Source organism: Streptococcus oralis (genome assembly GCF_001578705.1).
Lineage (GTDB): Bacteria > Bacillota > Bacilli > Lactobacillales > Streptococcaceae > Streptococcus > Streptococcus oralis_J.
Window position 1 is genome coordinate 891,092 of record NZ_KQ969037.1, and the last position, 16,028, is coordinate 907,119.

Annotated in this window: 13 protein-coding genes and 1 tRNA gene; 1 reads left to right on the forward strand and 13 read right to left on the reverse strand. The window is 39.9% G+C overall.

Annotation, left to right across the window (positions count from 1 at the left end):
* Nucleotides 1-128: 128 nt before the first annotated feature.
* The 13 genes from mcrC to SORDD05_RS04585 all read right to left on the reverse strand — a co-directional run bounded on the left by mcrC (nt 129) and on the right by SORDD05_RS04585 (nt 13,928).
* Nucleotides 129-1,178, reverse strand: coding sequence for a 5-methylcytosine-specific restriction endonuclease system specificity protein McrC (gene mcrC / locus SORDD05_RS04525; protein ID WP_061417306.1), 1,050 nt, complete (start codon nt 1,176-1,178; stop codon nt 129-131).
* Nucleotides 1,175-2,872, reverse strand: a complete 1,698-nt coding sequence (locus SORDD05_RS04530; protein ID WP_061417308.1) for an AAA family ATPase — start codon at nt 2,870-2,872, stop codon at nt 1,175-1,177. Before SORDD05_RS04530 ends, mcrC begins: the two co-directional genes overlap by 4 nt.
* A gap of 234 nt (nt 2,873-3,106) precedes the next feature.
* The gene (locus SORDD05_RS04535; protein WP_038804920.1) at nt 3,107-3,499 is read right to left on the reverse strand and encodes a hypothetical protein; all 393 of its coding nucleotides are present in this window, start codon (nt 3,497-3,499) and stop codon (nt 3,107-3,109) included.
* 165 nt (nt 3,500-3,664) lie between these two features.
* Nucleotides 3,665-4,546, reverse strand: a complete 882-nt coding sequence (locus SORDD05_RS04540) for a class II fructose-bisphosphate aldolase (RefSeq protein WP_001019005.1) — start codon at nt 4,544-4,546, stop codon at nt 3,665-3,667.
* Nucleotides 4,547-4,685: 139 nt separating this feature from the next.
* Nucleotides 4,686-6,014, reverse strand: coding sequence for a sensor histidine kinase VncS (vncS, locus tag SORDD05_RS04545; RefSeq protein WP_061417310.1), 1,329 nt, complete (start codon nt 6,012-6,014; stop codon nt 4,686-4,688).
* Entirely contained in the window at nt 6,011-6,667 is a 657-nt protein-coding gene (gene vncR, locus SORDD05_RS04550; protein WP_061417312.1) for a response regulator transcription factor VncR, read from the reverse strand. The genes vncS and vncR overlap by 4 nt, the downstream gene beginning before the upstream one ends.
* A 127-nt stretch (nt 6,668-6,794) precedes the next feature.
* Nucleotides 6,795-8,174: an ABC transporter permease subunit Vex3 gene (gene vex3 / locus SORDD05_RS04555; protein WP_061417314.1), complete on the reverse strand. Its 1,380-nt coding sequence runs from the start codon at nt 8,172-8,174 to the stop codon at nt 6,795-6,797.
* A 45-nt stretch (nt 8,175-8,219) separates the two neighbouring features.
* Nucleotides 8,220-8,867 carry an ABC transporter ATP-binding subunit Vex2 gene (gene vex2, locus SORDD05_RS04560; RefSeq protein WP_061417316.1) on the reverse strand — a complete coding sequence of 216 codons (648 nt, stop codon included), beginning with the start codon at nt 8,865-8,867 and terminating at the stop codon, nt 8,220-8,222.
* Nucleotides 8,868-8,994: 127 nt separating this feature from the next.
* Nucleotides 8,995-10,272, reverse strand: a complete 1,278-nt coding sequence (locus SORDD05_RS04565; RefSeq protein WP_061417318.1) for an ABC transporter permease — start codon at nt 10,270-10,272, stop codon at nt 8,995-8,997.
* Between the two features lie 268 nt (nt 10,273-10,540).
* Nucleotides 10,541-10,626: transfer RNA gene (locus SORDD05_RS04570), tRNA-Leu, on the reverse strand.
* Between the two features lie 80 nt (nt 10,627-10,706).
* Nucleotides 10,707-11,282 (reverse strand): cysteine hydrolase family protein, encoded by a 576-nt coding sequence (locus SORDD05_RS04575; protein WP_061417320.1) that lies wholly within the window; start codon nt 11,280-11,282, stop codon nt 10,707-10,709.
* On the reverse strand, nt 11,282-12,070 hold the full coding sequence (gene codY, locus SORDD05_RS04580; RefSeq protein WP_004246012.1) for a GTP-sensing pleiotropic transcriptional regulator CodY: 789 nt from the start codon (nt 12,068-12,070) through the stop codon (nt 11,282-11,284). The genes SORDD05_RS04575 and codY overlap by 1 nt, the downstream gene beginning before the upstream one ends.
* Before the next feature lie 280 nt (nt 12,071-12,350).
* A complete protein-coding gene (locus tag SORDD05_RS04585) occupies nt 12,351-13,928 on the reverse strand; it encodes a degradosome RNA helicase CshA (protein WP_061417322.1) in 1,578 nt (525 codons plus the stop codon).
* Between the two features lie 337 nt (nt 13,929-14,265).
* On the opposite strand from SORDD05_RS04585, the gene SORDD05_RS04590 reads away from it, so the two are divergent.
* Complete coding sequence (locus SORDD05_RS04590) at nt 14,266-15,582, forward strand: FAD-containing oxidoreductase (RefSeq protein ID WP_000958953.1); 1,317 nt, start codon at nt 14,266-14,268, stop codon at nt 15,580-15,582.
* Nucleotides 15,583-16,028 lie beyond the last annotated feature (446 nt).

The window sequence follows — 16,028 nt, forward strand, 5'->3', positions numbered from 1 at the left end:
CTCAGTAACACTCTATTATAAAGTAATTAAGAAGGGAAAACAAGTGTTTTTTGTGGGATAGGAAAGAAAGCATAGAATATCCCAGTGATCGAATATCTTGAAAACGACTAGATTCACTCTCCGCTGCTTCATCGGAACTTTTTTACATTTCCAAAATGTGATACAACAATGGTATCCAATTGATTCGCTATTTCTTTAAAGGAAAGATTTAAGTCCAAAGTCTGAACACTGATTTGATTACCGTGCATTTGATAAACATTATCTGGTTGAACTACTTCATCTGTCTTTGCATAGAGCAACATTCCCGACACTTTGCTACCATGTTCTTGATTTTGGTATTCTCTATTTTTGACATATGTAAAAATCTGATAAAGATTGTTGGAGTGGAGAGAATACTTTTTAAAATTCATTTGAGTTGTACTTTTATAGTATTTAGCATCAATAATCAAGATAGAATTCTCTTTTTGAAGCTGAATATCACTTTGCATGATAGGGAGCATCTCACCGATACCATCGTCTAACGCCCACGGTATCTGTGCTGCATTCGCATTTAATTCTGGATAATGTTTTTTATAATACTCAAGGATAAATTTTTCATACAATCTGTTCATTCGTCGCTCATCTAAGAAACTCATCATCTTCATGTTACCATCTGATGTTGTTTGCAATAAACCTTTTACCACTAAATAGCAAATGGCAATCATCATTCTATAAGATTGATTATTTTTGTTGTATTGCAGATTCCAGTTAACAGTTTCCAAATCAATCGGTTCAACATCACGGAAATAAACCATCAATTTCCGCAATTCTTTCTTCCTATCCTTGGAGATATCTGCTTTCAACAGAAGATTGACCGTTGATTTTATAATACGGTTCATCCTATTATTTACTGAAAACTCTTCATAAGTACAAAATATTTTCTTCCCAAGAGTACATTGACTTTTGATTGACTCTGCAATCTCAATTTTTCCCCTTAGTGTAGAGAGTTCTTCTACTTGAGCAAGGTATTCCTTTCCCAGTCCTCTCTTAAGCTGTATGGCAATTCCTTTGGCCAAGACAGCACTCATCAAATCAGCCGTATGATGAAACTCCTCTGTGGCAAGTTTCTGATATCCTTGCCCCTTAAGAACCTTAAAAGCATAAGTCAGCATGTAATAAACATTCTTTATCGGTATCACTTAATCGCACTCCTTAGATTGCCACTCCATTCTTTAACTAAGCTAGGTTCATCAAACCAATACTCCTTTAAAAGAGGTATCAGTTCATACTCTACAATACTCGAAAGAACTTGTTGGTCGATACTATTCGGTATTAGATTACAAAAATAACTATGGCCTATGCAAAAACCCTCTCCTAAACTTTCATCAGAAGCGATGATTTCATTTAGATGCTTCACAGTATTTATTAATGCATCAAATTTTTCATTCTTCAAGTGTGATTGATATTCTTTGAAGCCATCCGAATCAAATCCTGGTTTCAACTCAAAAAATGCAAATCTTCGTCTCAAAGCAAAATCTAGCATGGCTAAGCTACGATCGGCAGTATTCATCATACCAATAATGTATAAGTTCTCCGGAATTGAGAATTGTTCATCCGAATAAAGAAGCTGTAGATCTCTTCCTCGCTTATCCATTTCGATAAGCATAAACAATTCACCAAATATTTTGCTCAAATTTCCTCGATTAATTTCGTCAATGATAAAGAAATAATCATTGCTTTCATCGCCCTCAGCCTGTTTACAAAATTGATAGAAGGGACCTTTTCTTAGTTCAAAACCACTGGCAGAAGGTCTAAATCCCATAATAAAGTCTTCGTACGAGTAACTTTGGTGAAACTGAACCATCTTTACCCTATCGATCGCTTTTTCACCCATCAGTGAGTAAGCTAGTCGATCAGCAGTAAATGTTTTTCCAACACCCGGAGCCCCCTCCAATATGATGTTCTTCTTAAGGCGAAGAATCGTTGCCAATCGATCATAATCCTCTGCTGACACAAAAACTTCTTTTAGAAAATCTTCCCTTGTATAGCTAGTATCCACTTTTTCTGATTTTTTAGTGTCTTCAGATGGTAGATCGTATCTAGGTGCTGAACTCTCACTAACTTCTTTTTTCGCTTGTTCTTCTTTATTCACCTGTTCAGAATACTTCCAAGCTTCAAAAGACAATTCCTTGAAGTTTTTCAATTCAGATTGTGGACTATCTAAATAGTTTTTAAGTGAGTCAACAATAGAAAAATAGTCTGATGCTGAAACTTTCGAATTCACCTTTGGGAGTTTATGGACTAATTCTAGAGGTAATTTCCCGGATTCGTAAATATACCATCTATTTCGACTATCTAGATTCAGAAATGAATTTGGGGCAATCCAATATAAACCCATCGTAATTTTAGCATTGCCATTATTTTTTCTATTGATGACTTTATCAAAATATCCTGAGAAAATCTCCTTATTCTCAGATGATGGATCTTCAGAATAAGCTAATGCTGCTATAAAAAGCTCCCACAAATCATCAATATCGCTATCCCCTCTATCTGCATAAAAAAGATAGTAGGTTGCATTCTGTGTGTTAAGAACAGGAATACTGTCGAACGTAGTTGGAATGTCATGGGATAATTCGAATAATTCTGCAATAGCAGTCAAAATTTTAATCCGATTTTCATCTTTCAATCCTTTATTGAATAGACCAAAAATTGTAAAAGGGTCAATATCCATGATATTGTTGTCCTTGTCCAAGGTTGGCATTGAAATGCCCGTCATTTGATAAATTGCCTTAACCTTTTGAATGAGCTCTGCCCTTTTCTCTTTATAGCTCACAAGTTTAAACGCAAATTCTTTATAAAAATCTACCCAATCAAATTGTCCTGCTTGTCTCATCTTAAACCTCACATCCCACATCTCTAGTAATTTTTGATGTACTAAATTTTATTGTTAATTAATATTATAGCACGAAAACCTTTCCAATACGATGCAACATTGCTATACATATACGATAAAAATTTCACTATCTTTAATCAACTTCAACAGTACACAAAAAGGTGACCTTTGTCGCCTCAAATGATTCCTTCTGATACTTTGAAATTCAATAATGAATCTATTCGATTCACTTTTTTATCCTTCATTATGAAGTTTCATTTCAATCTCCTTTGTAGATATGTCGTGAGGAAGAGGAAATATCTTCGTGTAGCCCTCATCACAAAAGAGAACCTTCTGATCTGATGGAAACCATTCCCGAAGCCAGAGGATATAGGCGGCATAATCTTGTAACCGATTTTTTGAATCAAAGTAGTTTATAACGAAGACATCATTTTTTCGATTCAAAGCACCCTCAACTGAGACCTCGGGACTTTGGTAATCCCATAAAAGACGATAGGCTTTTTCATGATCGTTTTCTTCCCTTATAATCACACCTGAATACCTATCTCTCAGCGAAGCACAAAATGCTTGGATATCAAATTCTGCATTTTCATAACCATCTAAAAAGATAAAATCCGCTGAACTCATGACTCTCCTCCTCCCTTTGAAAGCCTGATATTATTTTATCATAAATTAAAAAATTTCTTAGAATCAAATTAAATTCCACCTCCTAAACTTGAAAAATAATTTATTTCCACCACACAAAAAACCCACCCTCATGGGCAGGTTTATGATTTGTATTGTTCAGCTAGATTAAGCTTTACCTTCTGAACCGAATACGTCGATACGTTCTTCAACTGATGCTTGGATAGCTTTTACACCGTCAGCCAAGAATTTACGTGGGTCGAAGAGTTTCTTCTTGTCGTATTCTGCTTCGTTTGCTTCGTAGTCACGAGCAAATTTACGAGTTGCGTTAGCGAATGCGATTTGGCATTCAGTGTTAACGTTAACTTTCGCAACACCAAGTTTGATAGCTGCTTGGATTTGATCATCAGGAATACCTGAACCACCGTGCAATACGATTGGGAATCCTGGTACAGCTTCAGTCAATTTTTGCAAGTGGTCAAGGTGAAGACCTTTCCAGTTTGCAGGGTATGGACCGTGGATGTTACCGATACCAGCTGCCAAGAAGTCGATACCAGTTGCAACCATTGCTTTAGCATCTTCGATTGGAGCCAATTCACCATCACCGATGATTCCGTCTTCTTCACCACCGATAGTTCCAACTTCAGCTTCTACTGATACACCATTTGCGTGAGCAAATTCTACAACTTTACGAGCTTTTTCAAGGTTTTCTTCAACTGGAAGGTGTGAACCGTCAAACATAACTGAAGTATAACCAACTTGAATACACTCAAGTGCATCTTCGTAGTGACCGTGGTCAAGGTGGATAGCTACTGGTACAGTGATACCCATTGATTCAACAAGGTTAGCGATCAAGTTGCGAGCAACTTTGTAACCACCCATGTATTTAGCAGCACCCATTGAAGTTTGGATCAAAACTGGAGCTTTTTTAGCTTCTGCTGCGCGCAAGATAGCTTGAGTCCACTCAAGGTTGTTTGTGTTAAATCCACCAACTGCATAACCGTTGTCACGAGCTGCTTGGACAAATTTTTCTGCTGAAACGATTGCCATTTGTCAGGCCTCCTATATATTTTTTGGGACATCCCATTTACATTGTTCATTTTATCACTTTTTGATAAAAAAAGCTAGTTTTTCCCATACTTTAGATTGAATTTCTTCCCATCCAATCAATGTAAACCCTTTCTTCTCCTTAGTCCTGAGTGACTTTGGGATAACGTATGAAGAAGGTCAAGCAATCATCTTGCATCTCAAAATGATAAGGTAATTTCTCATGTTCTAATAAACTTTTGACCACAAAGAGCCCCATTCCAGACCCCTTGGCCTTGCGACTAGCATTTTCAGAAAAAGACTGAGCCAGTTTTTCTTGTTCTTCAGGACTACAGCTATTCTCGATAAAGAGTTCCCCTTCTCTCTCGCCGATACGAACCAAACCGCCTGGAGTGGAGTGCTTGATAGCATTGCTGATGAGATTCGATAGGATTAGTTTCATGACAGATGGGTTTATGTAAGCCTGCTGATGGGTTAGACTAATGTCTATCTGAAGTTTTCTTTCCTTGGCTAGTAAAGCATAATCCTTGACTAGACTTTGTGTCATCTGAAGGAGGTCAACCTCTTCTTTCTCCTCTCGCAATTCCTGTACAGAAGAAAGAGACAATATCTGGAGAACGTGGTGACTGAGGTCGTCCACAATCCCCAAGGCAACTCCAAGATAGTGGTCTCTATCCTTGTAGCGACCGATATTTTCTTTCATATTTTCGATTAGGATTTTCAAACTAGCCAGAGGTGTTTTCAATTCATGAGAAGCTCCTCGAAGGAACTCAACCTTCATCTTCTCCAGCTGGAGAATAGCTTCATTCTTCTCATGCAAGTCCTCAATAACTGTCAAAAGATGCTGGTAGAGGCTATTGATTTGTTCCTTGAGATCACCTATCTCATCCTTGGAAACCACACGTAATCGCACTTGGGCATCCAGATCCATCATCCGACGGGTCACACGCTTGATTTCCAAAATCGGTGCAACAATGGTCCGAGCGTAGATATAAGCCACCAAGAGGGAAATCAGAAAGGATGCCAACAAGGTATAGGGAAGAAATTGAAGACTAATCTGCTCTGCTTCCTTTTGCAAGTCCATAGACGCTAGAAACTGGAGAGTCATCGTGCTACCATCTTGCGTTTTCACATCACGCTCCTCGATAAAGAGAGAGGTGGTCTGGCGGTCTGTGTCCAGAGGAAGGTTGTCCTTGACTTCTAACTTGTCCTCGGTCATCTCTCCCTTGACGGCTCCCTTGATATCACTAGTCTGGGAATACAAGTCTAACACTTGTTCGATAGTTTGCCTATCCTTTCCCTCTAGGGACTGGGAAATAGCTGTCGCTTTCTGACCAATGGTTTCCTGACGATGGCTCAGATAAGTAGAGGGAAAGAGAAAATAAATGGCTAAATGAAGACAGACGACCAGAACACTAAAAATCGAGAAGGTATAGATAAATATCTTTGTAAATAAACCTGTTCGTTTCATTTTCGCTCCAATTTATAACCAACATTGCGCACAGTGAGGATGCAATCCAAGTCTAGCTTTTTCCGCAGTTCCTTGATATAAACATCAATAACACGGTCAAAGGGGACCTCATCTGTCGCCTTCCAGACAGCATCGATAATCTGAGAACGAGTCAAGGCCCGTCCTTCATTTTTCACCAGATAGTCCAAAATTTCCAGCTCTTTAGCATTGATAGCCACTTCTTGACCTGCTAGGCTTGCACTGTAGCTCTCAAAATCCACCTTGGTATCCTTATAGGAGAAGATTCGCCCCGTATCGTAGTAGCGCTTAAAAATTGCATCCACCCTCACTTTTAAGAGAGACAGGGAGAAGGGTTTTTCCAGATAGCCATCAGCTAGCGAAGCAAAGGCACTCATCTTGTATTCTTCATCCTGAAAGGCGGTTAGCATCAGGACAGGAACCTGACTGCTCTTACGAATCTCAGCTAGGACTTCTAAACCATTGAGCTTGGGCATCTGGATATCCAGTAAAACTAGTGCTACTTCATAGCTGGAAAATTGTTCTAGGGCTTCTTCGCCGTCCGCAGCCTGAATGGTCTCATAACCACAATCTGTCAAATAGTCACTGATCCCCTCGCGGATCATCTCTTCATCTTCTACAATTAAAATTTTCATAGAAAAATCTTTCACATTCCTTTAAATTTCTTGTAAATCTTTCTGTTTCATCTCAATATGAAGATGAAATAGATAAAAATGCTACCTATATTATACCCCATTTAGGGGAGAATAGGTAGCAAGTTTTTTATTCGCTATCCAGCAAGAGCTCTTTGGGTTGTTTTCTAAGGAGATTGCTTGAAGCAAGCGCCATAACGAGAACCACTAGAACCAAGGCAAGAACAAAGACGATGATAAAGTCTGATGTCTGAATGGAAATGTCTAGGCTCGACAAGGTCTTGCTAAAGCCATCTACTTCTGCACCACCACCAAGGTTAGAGGCTTGAGCTGCCTTGCTGGCTTGCTTGGCAACACCTGAAGTGACATTGGCAAGGACGGTGTTTCCGATTGCACGAGCTGTATAGTTAGCTAGGAAGTAAGCAGAAATGAGAGCAGGGATGGCAATCAAGATCGATTCGGTGATGAATTGACCCAAGATACTTGCCTGCTTGAGACCGATAGAGAGGAGAATTCCCACTTCCTTGCGACGGGCGTTGATCCAAAGACTGAGTAAGAGGGCAAGGAGAAGGACTGAGAAGCTCAAGCTACCCCAGAAAAGGAGGTTGGCCATCTTGTACATACCAGAGATGGATTGCTCTAGAGCTGGGTAGTTAGAGGAACTCTTCACAAGTGTGTAGCTTTTCCAGTTGATTCCACTGATACCATTCAATTCTTTCATGACATCATCCAAGTTCTTGTCTGCTGTTACAAAGAAGGTTGCGTCCCCATAAATGGCTGTGTCTTCTGTATAACCATATAGTTTAGCCGCCGTATGGATGTCTGTGATAGCTGTGTTTTCGTAAAGCTCTTGTGAGTAGGTAACTGCCGACTTATTGTGACCATCAAAGAGACCCTTGATTGTCACTTCGACTGTTTCCTTGGCACCTTTTTCATTATCTGCATCGTAGATGTTGGAGTCCAGTTTAACCTTGTCCCCAATTTTCCAGCCGTGTTTGGCTGCCAAGTCCTTGTGCATAAGGATCTTGTCCTTGTCGTCGTTGGTTAAGTGTTCTCCCTCGACCAGTTTATAAGAACCAGAGACAAACTTGTCTTCTTTAGAGGAGTCATTGACACCTGTAATCATCAAGCTACTTCCAAACCGTTTGGCACGGTCTGCAGTGAGATTTTTCTTGGTTTCTGGCGTTTCAATGAGTTCATATCCAGTCAAATCTCCAATGGCGTTGATGCGTTTAACATAAGACTCGATGGCCTTGTTTTCGGTGATTTTTTTGATATCCTCACCCTTGATATTCCCAGCACCTCGAGGCGTTCCTTGATTGACGCGACGATTGATTTGCATGGAGAAACTATTGGTGATATTTTTAAAGGTCTCCTGAGAAGCCTTGGCAGTAGCTCCCTTGATCGACAAGCCGACCAAACTCAAGCTCGCCATGAGGAGAATAATCAGGAAGATAACAATCGATTTGAAAAACTTCCTTGTAACATAGGCAAATGCGTTGTGTAACATAGGTTCCCTTTCTAGATTTAATAATTCTATCAAAACAAGCTCATCTTATTTTGTAGTATTGCGAGTTTCAGTCAGTTTCTTGTCCTTCAATTCAAGTGTAATATCTGACGCTTGTGCCACTTCTTTACTGTGCGTAACAACGATGACACATTTACCTGTTTTCTCGGCAAGTGATTTGAGCAGTTCGATAATATCTCCAGCAGTTTTAGGGTCCAGATTTCCTGTTGGCTCATCAGCTAGAATAACTGGAGCTTCTGATACCAAACTGCGAGCGATGGCAACACGTTGTTGTTGACCACCTGATAACTGGAGAACATTCCGCTTGATCTGACTTTCATCCAAACCAAGCTCTAGAAGTGTATCCTTGCTTGCCTTTTTGTTGACCAAGCGGATATTTTCCAGTGGAGAAAGGTAATCAATCAAATTATAATTTTGAAAGACCAGAGAAATATGGTGCATGCGATGGTAAGAATAGCCTTTTTCGCGAATATCATTTCCTTCAAAGAGGATTGATCCTTCGACAGGACTATCTAGACCAGCAAGCAGAGACAAGAGAGTGGATTTTCCTGCTCCTGACTCACCAATGATACTATAAAATTTCCCGGGTTCAAAATTATACTTGATCTGATATAAAACTGCCTCAGCAGTGTTCTTATAACGGTAGGTAACATCTTGCAATTGTAATAAAGTCATGATTTCTCCTTCTTATACTCAATGAAAATCAAAGAGCAAACTAGGAAGCTAGCTGCAGGTTGCTCAAAGCACAGCTTTGAGGTTGCAGATAAAGCTGACGCGGTTTGAATTTGATTTTCGAAGAGTATTAACTAATAGATGATAAAATTTCCTTAGGCGACTTTCTAAATAAGAATAGGAAACAAAGGGCTACAGACAAGCAACCAATCAGGAGCAGAAAGACATAGGATTCTGCAAAAGATAAGATGCTGGTTGATAGACTGCTTGCTTTGGCTAGCGTGTCTTGTAAGGCTGCCTGATCTCCACTTGCTAGTACAGTTTGGAGTAGGTAAGTTGTGATTGCGGTTCCTGCAACAAATGCTGGAAGCAAAGCTCCGAGAGATACCAACATTACCTCTAAACAGAACTGTAGGAAGATCGAGCTCTTACCTTTTCCAAGCGCCAGAAGAATCCCCACTTCGTAGACCCTTTCTCTCAACCAGAGAGACAAGACCAAAATTAAGGCTCCAGCTCCAGCTATCATGATCCCATAAAGGAAGATGGTGAGGAAGGTTTGGAAGGTAGCTACTGAGTCTTTGATTTGTTCAAAGGCCTTGTTTTCCTTCTCAACTTGGTATCCCTTATTTTCTAAGGCCAGGTTTTCCACCTGCTTCATGAGTCCATCCATTTCCTTAGGATTTTCTACATAGAAGCGCGCTGCACTAACTTGAGGTTCACTATTCCCCAAAAGGGTTTGGCTACTTTCATAGTCTGTAAAGACTTGGTTTTCACTGAAGTCAGAAGACAAGCCCGTGAACTTCTCTTGTTTTTTGCCAGAAAAGATGCCGACAATCTCAAACTCAACTGTTTGCCCTTTTCCAGCTTCTGACTGTCCAGCATCCAAGCCAATCTTGTCATGAAGCGAAAGACCGTTCTTCTTAGCCAACTCTTCGTGGATTAGGATTTTCTTAGCATCCCCTTTTTGAAGGTGTCGGCCTTCTTTTAGATTGAAAGCCGAACTAGTAAAGGTAACATCCTTGGATGAATCCTCAAGAGCCGTTAAGCTAACCAAGTTCTTGTCCGCGGCTGACAAATCATCGCGTTCTACGCTCTGCTCACCACTCACCGCTTCCTTGTCTTTTAATTTTGCGACCGTCTCGAGTTCAGGAGAGACATTTTCCAGTCCCTTAATCTTGCTAACGGATGCTAGGTCCGATAACTTGAAGGTTTGTCCATTTTCTATCTTTTTGATAGAAAAAGATGTATTGAGTGATTTGTAAAGATTGCTTTCTACTGTTTTGTTGGACTTCATCAGCGTCAAACAGGCTGAAATTCCGGCCAATAGGACCAATAAAATCAGAAATAAAATAAAACTTCTCAGTCGTTTTCTGCTGACATAAGCCCAAGCTCTTTGGATTGGATTCATTTGTCACCTCCATATTTGTAAGACTATTATAAAATCCAAATATGAAATGTTTATGAAATCAAAAAAATTTTTTGATTTATTTTTTGAAAAAATAAAGAAAGCTAGCAACTGCCAACTTTCTTCATATAGAACACGTTTTACCCATCAAAAACCGACTCCATTCTATGATTGATGGTTCTTGATGCCGATAGCTTTCGATATCCAAAATGCCTTCTCTAGTCTTCTTTAGAAAAACAAAAAGAGCTAGCCAAAGCTAACTCTTACCCTATGCGGAGAGAGGGACTTGAACCCTCACGACCTAAAGCGGTCACAGGATCCTTAGTCCTGCGCGTCTGCCAATTCCGCCATCCCCGCGTCGATTACTTTACTAGTATATCAACTTTCAAAATCTTTGTCAACACTTTTTTCAGATTTTTTTCATTAATTGAAATAAATCATTCTATGATTTCAGATAAGTTTTCATCAAGCAATTTAGCTCCCAAAGTATTTTTGAAATGCCCAAGAGCAAACTGATGATTTTCTGGCCAGATAGAAGCAACCGCAGGCTTGACAACCTCGATTTTATAACCTAAATTATAAGCATCAATAGCCGTATGAAGAACACAAATATCAGTCAGGACTCCAGTTAGGATGACTGTATCTACACGACGTTCCCGCAAACGGATATCTAAGTCCGTTCCTGAAAATGCTGAATAGTGACGTTTGTCCATCCAAAAGACGCGACTATCCGCCTCATGCTCAGCATAAAAATCAGCTAGAGGGCCATAAAGGTTACGCCCACTAGTTCCGATGATGTTATGCGGTGGAAAGAGCTTGCTTTCTGGGTGGAATGTATCCTTCTCTTCATGAGCATCAATGGTGAAGAAAACATAGTCTCCACGATCAAAAGCCAGTCTGGTCACCTGAGCAATCGCCTCTGATATGGCTTGAGCAGGAGCACCTGCTGTCAATTTCCCCTGATCTGCTACAAAATCCTCTGTATAGTCAATTGAGATTAAAGCCTTTGTCATTAGTAGTCCCTCTTTTTCACTTCCTCAAAGATATCTGAAATCAATACTTTGAGATAGGTTCCCTTCATTCCTAGTGAACGGCTTTCAATAATTCCTGCCGACTCTAGCTTACGGAGAGCATTGACGATCACTGAGCGCGTGATACCGATACGGTCTGCAATGACAGATGCGGTCAATTGTCCTTCATTTCCATTTAGCTCAGATAAAATAGCTGAAACAGCACGAAGTTCTGAGTAGGAAAGGGTATTGACTGCCATAGTTACAGCCGTACGACGACGGATATTTTTCTCATCTTCTTCGCGTTGGAAGTTCAAGAGTTGAATTCCCACAACTGTGCTCGCAATCTCAACAAGAATCAAATCCTCATCTTCAAATTTCTTATCATTGCGCCAAATGATCAAGGAACCTAGGCGAATCCCTGATACATGAATGGGAGCAATGGTTGTCAAACCATCTGGAAAATCCGCACGGCTCTCTACAGGAAAAATGGTCAAATCATGTTCAACAGGAAGATTGGCTTCTGTATCATAGATCATGTTTGCCCCTTGTACATAGTCATCTGGGAACGTCTTGGTTTGGAAAAACTGCTCTACACGGTCTGTATTAGTTTTATAGCGCATAAAGTAGCCCAAAAGACGGCCCTTGCTATTGACAATACAGGCATTGCAATCAATAATGTCTGCTAGTTGACGTGTAATGGCATTGTATGGAAGTTCATCCTGCATTTGCTCTTCTGAGCGTTTTAAAATTGATGTAATTTTTCTTGTTTTTTCTAATAAATGTGCCATTTTTTACCTCGCATATAATCGCTTCCATTATAACATAGAAAAGTCTTTATTTCAATAATTATCTGAAAATTGCTTATTGAATTGCAATTTTTAAAAGCAAAAATATTTTATAAAAATAGCAATTTTTTATTGACATTCTGTTTGGATTTTTATATAATAATATTATAAGAAGATGGATTAAAGTTCCCCTTCCCATCTCACCTTTCCTTTACTTTTATACATCTTCTTTTACTATCGGTCTCCTTATATAAAAAAGCGATTCATTTTGAATCGCTTTTTCTTATTTATCGCCCTTGTTACGAATAACAAATCCTGTTTTCTTTTCACTTGAAGTGTTGCGAGGTTTTTTATTGTCTTTATTACGGTAACGTTTGTCTTTACCAAAACGGTCGTTTCCACGACTACCTTTCTTGAACTCATCACGGCGACCATTGCCACGGCGATCACGGTCTCGACGGTCGTCTCCACGACGGCCTCCTCGACCTCCCTTAGCTTTGCCAGCAAAGCCATTACCTGATGGTTTAAATGGCAGTGGTTTTTCATGCGCAATCTCCACTTCAGGAAGGCTGTCTGGATCTTGGACTGTCAGGTTCAAGATATACATAGCCAACTCTTCTGGACTAAATTCTGCTGCTAACTTACGAGCATCTTTAGCAAATTTCTCAAAGTTCCCACGAATGACTTCGTCTGCGAAATCACGTTCGATTTTCTTGAGGGCGACTTGCTTTTTAGCTTGGAAGGCTTCGTCTGCACTAGCAGGTCTGAGACCTTTCATACGTTTCTTAGTCAAGTTTTCGATGATTTGGAGATAACCCATTTCATTTGGTGCTACGAAAGTAATAGACTGACCTGACTTACCAGCACGACCTGTACGACCGATACGGTGAACATAACTTTCAGGATCTTGTGGAATATCATAGTTGTAGACATGGGTTACACCTGAAATATCCAAACCACGCGCTGCTACGTCCGTCGCAACTAGAACATCAAGATTGCCATTTTTAAAATCACGAAGGACACGAAGACGTTTATTTTGGTCCAAATCACCATGAATTCCTTCTGCACGGAAGCCACGAATTTTAAGTCCACGAGTCAATTCATCTACACGACGTTTGGTACGACCAAATACGATAGCAAGCTCTGGTTGTTCCACATCCATGAGACGGGTCATGGTGTCAAATTTTTCTTGCTCTTTAACTCGGATATAGTATTGGTCAACCAATTCTGTTGTCAATTCTTTAGCAGCAATCTTGACATGCTCAGGTTCTTTCATAAACTGAACACCGATACGTTTGATAGCATCTGGCATGGTTGCTGAAAAGAGCAAGGTTTGACGATTTTCAGGGACACGGGAAATGATGGCTTCAATGTCTTCAAGGAAGCCCATATTGAGCATTTCATCCGCTTCGTCAAGGATAAGCGTTTCAATATCTTGTAATTTCAAGGCCTTGCGTTTAATCAAGTCTAAGAGACGTCCTGGTGTTCCTACCACGATGTGGGCACCAGATTTAAGGGCCTTGATTTGTTTTTCAATGCTGGAACCACCGTAAACTGAGCGAACTTTCACTCCCTTACTACGACCAAAGCGGAAGAGTTCTTCTTGACTTTGGACAGCGAGTTCACGAGTTGGAGCGATGACCAAGGCTTGGATGGTCGCTTCTTCTGTACGGATTTTTTCAAGGGTTGGCAAGCCAAAGGCTGCAGTTTTTCCTGTACCAGTCTGAGCTTGACCGATAACGTCTTTTCCTTCGAGAGCCAAGGGAATGGTCTGCTCTTGGATGGGACTTGCTTCTACAAATCCAGCTTTTTCAATCTCTGCTAGCAAATCAGCAGACAAGTTAAATTCATTAAATTTCACGTTATTCTTCTTTCTAAAGATGGTGCGAAGCCATCCTATAGCGCGTAGTATATACTTTTCTTTTCATGACGTATCTTCATCTAAAAATGAGATACCGTGTTGCTTCTTTTCCACGAAAGAAAAGTACTAGTTCTTTGCAACCTATCTAGTATAACACAAGAGTGAGGCAAAAGATAGTAGAATCCATTAGGAAAATCATGTAAACGATTTATTATCTATTGAACTAGAATTATAAAAGTTTTTGATAGACCTTTTGACCGGAAATCATTTCCCGTAGCAGATTTGTGCAAAAAGTGTTTTCTTATGCTAGAATGAAAATCGAATAGGAGGACTATAAATGTTAACATATGATTTAATCGTTATTGGATTTGGTAAAGCTGGGAAAACACTAGCTGGTAAATTAGCTTCAGCCGGCAAAAAAGTTGCCCTCGTTGAACGTAGCAAAGCTATGTACGGCGGAACTTGTATCAACATCGGATGTATCCCAACTAAAACCTTGCTAGTTGCTGCTGAGAAAGACTTGTCTTTTGAAGAAGTGATTGCTACCAAAAATACTATCACTAGCCGCCTCAATGGTAAAAACTATGCTACTGTTGCTGGTACTGGCGTGGATATCTTTGATGCGGAAGCTCACTTCCTTTCAAACAAAGTCATCGAAATCCAAGCTGGTGATGAAAAACAAGAACTGACTGCTGAAACTATCGTCATCAACACTGGTGCTGTTTCAAACGTCTTGCCAATCCCTGGACTTGCTACAAGTAAGAATGTCTTTGACTCAACAGGTATCCAAAACTTGGACAAACTGCCTGAAAAACTTGGAGTCCTTGGTGGCGGAAATATCGGTCTTGAATTTGCTGGTCTTTACAATAAACTTGGAAGCAAAGTTACAGTCCTAGATGCCTTGGATACTTTCCTACCTCGAGCAGAACCTTCCATCGCAGCTCTTGCTAAACAATACATGGAAGAAGACGGTATTGAGTTGCTTCAAAACATCCGTACTACTGAAATCAAAAACGACGGTGACCAAGTCCTTGTCGTAACTGAAAACGAAACTTACCGCTTCGATGCCCTTCTCTACGCAACTGGACGTAAGCCAAACGTAGAACCACTTCAACTTGAAAATACGGATATTGAACTAACTGAGCGTGGTGCTATCAAGGTCGACAAACACTGTCAAACAAACGTTCCTGGTGTCTTTGCAGTTGGAGATGTCAACGGTGGACCTCAATTTACCTACATTTCACTTGATGACTTCCGTGTTGTCTACAGCTACCTTGCTGGAGATGGCAGCTACACACTTGAAGACCGTCTCAATGTGCCAAACACTATGTTCATCACACCTGCACTTTCACAAGTTGGCTTGACTGAAAGCCAAGCAGCTGATTTGAAACTTCCATACGCCGTGAAGGAAATCCCTGTTGCTGCAATGCCTCGTGGTCACGTAAATGGCGACCTTCGTGGAGCTTTCAAAGCTGTTGTCAACACTGAAACAAAAGAAATTCTTGGAGCAAGCATCTTCTCAGAAGGTTCTCAAGAGATCATCAACATCATCACTGTTGCGATGGACAACAAGATCCCTTACACTTACTTCACAAAACAAATCTTCACTCATCCAACCTTGGCTGAGAACTTGAATGACTTGTTTGCGATTTAAGTTGAGACTTCTTGGTATCTCACAGCCCTCATCGGGCTGTTTTTATTTCTGCGAAATCTCAAATCTGTCTTTTCTTTCTTTTATGATATAATATACAAACTTCACTTAGCAGTCCTAATTATATATTGAGTCTCAGGTCACTCTTTCAAATATCAGCAATACATATGATTTTGAATAACTCGCTTCAACTCATCGTTTTATGAGTAATTTAAAAAGATATTTTGCAATGATTGTTTCATGCCTAATTAGTAAATTATCTACTCTTTGCGCGGGTCATATTTGTATTTTCATCGTTTGTGGAAAGGTTTTACCGTTTGCAAATTGATGGTTAAGTCGATATATTTTTTCTTCTTAAATATTTTCCAAATTATTTAATCTTTTTAAAGATAAGAATCACTTTCTAATCAATCAAAGGATACTTCAAATTTCTTCATTCTTGATAATAT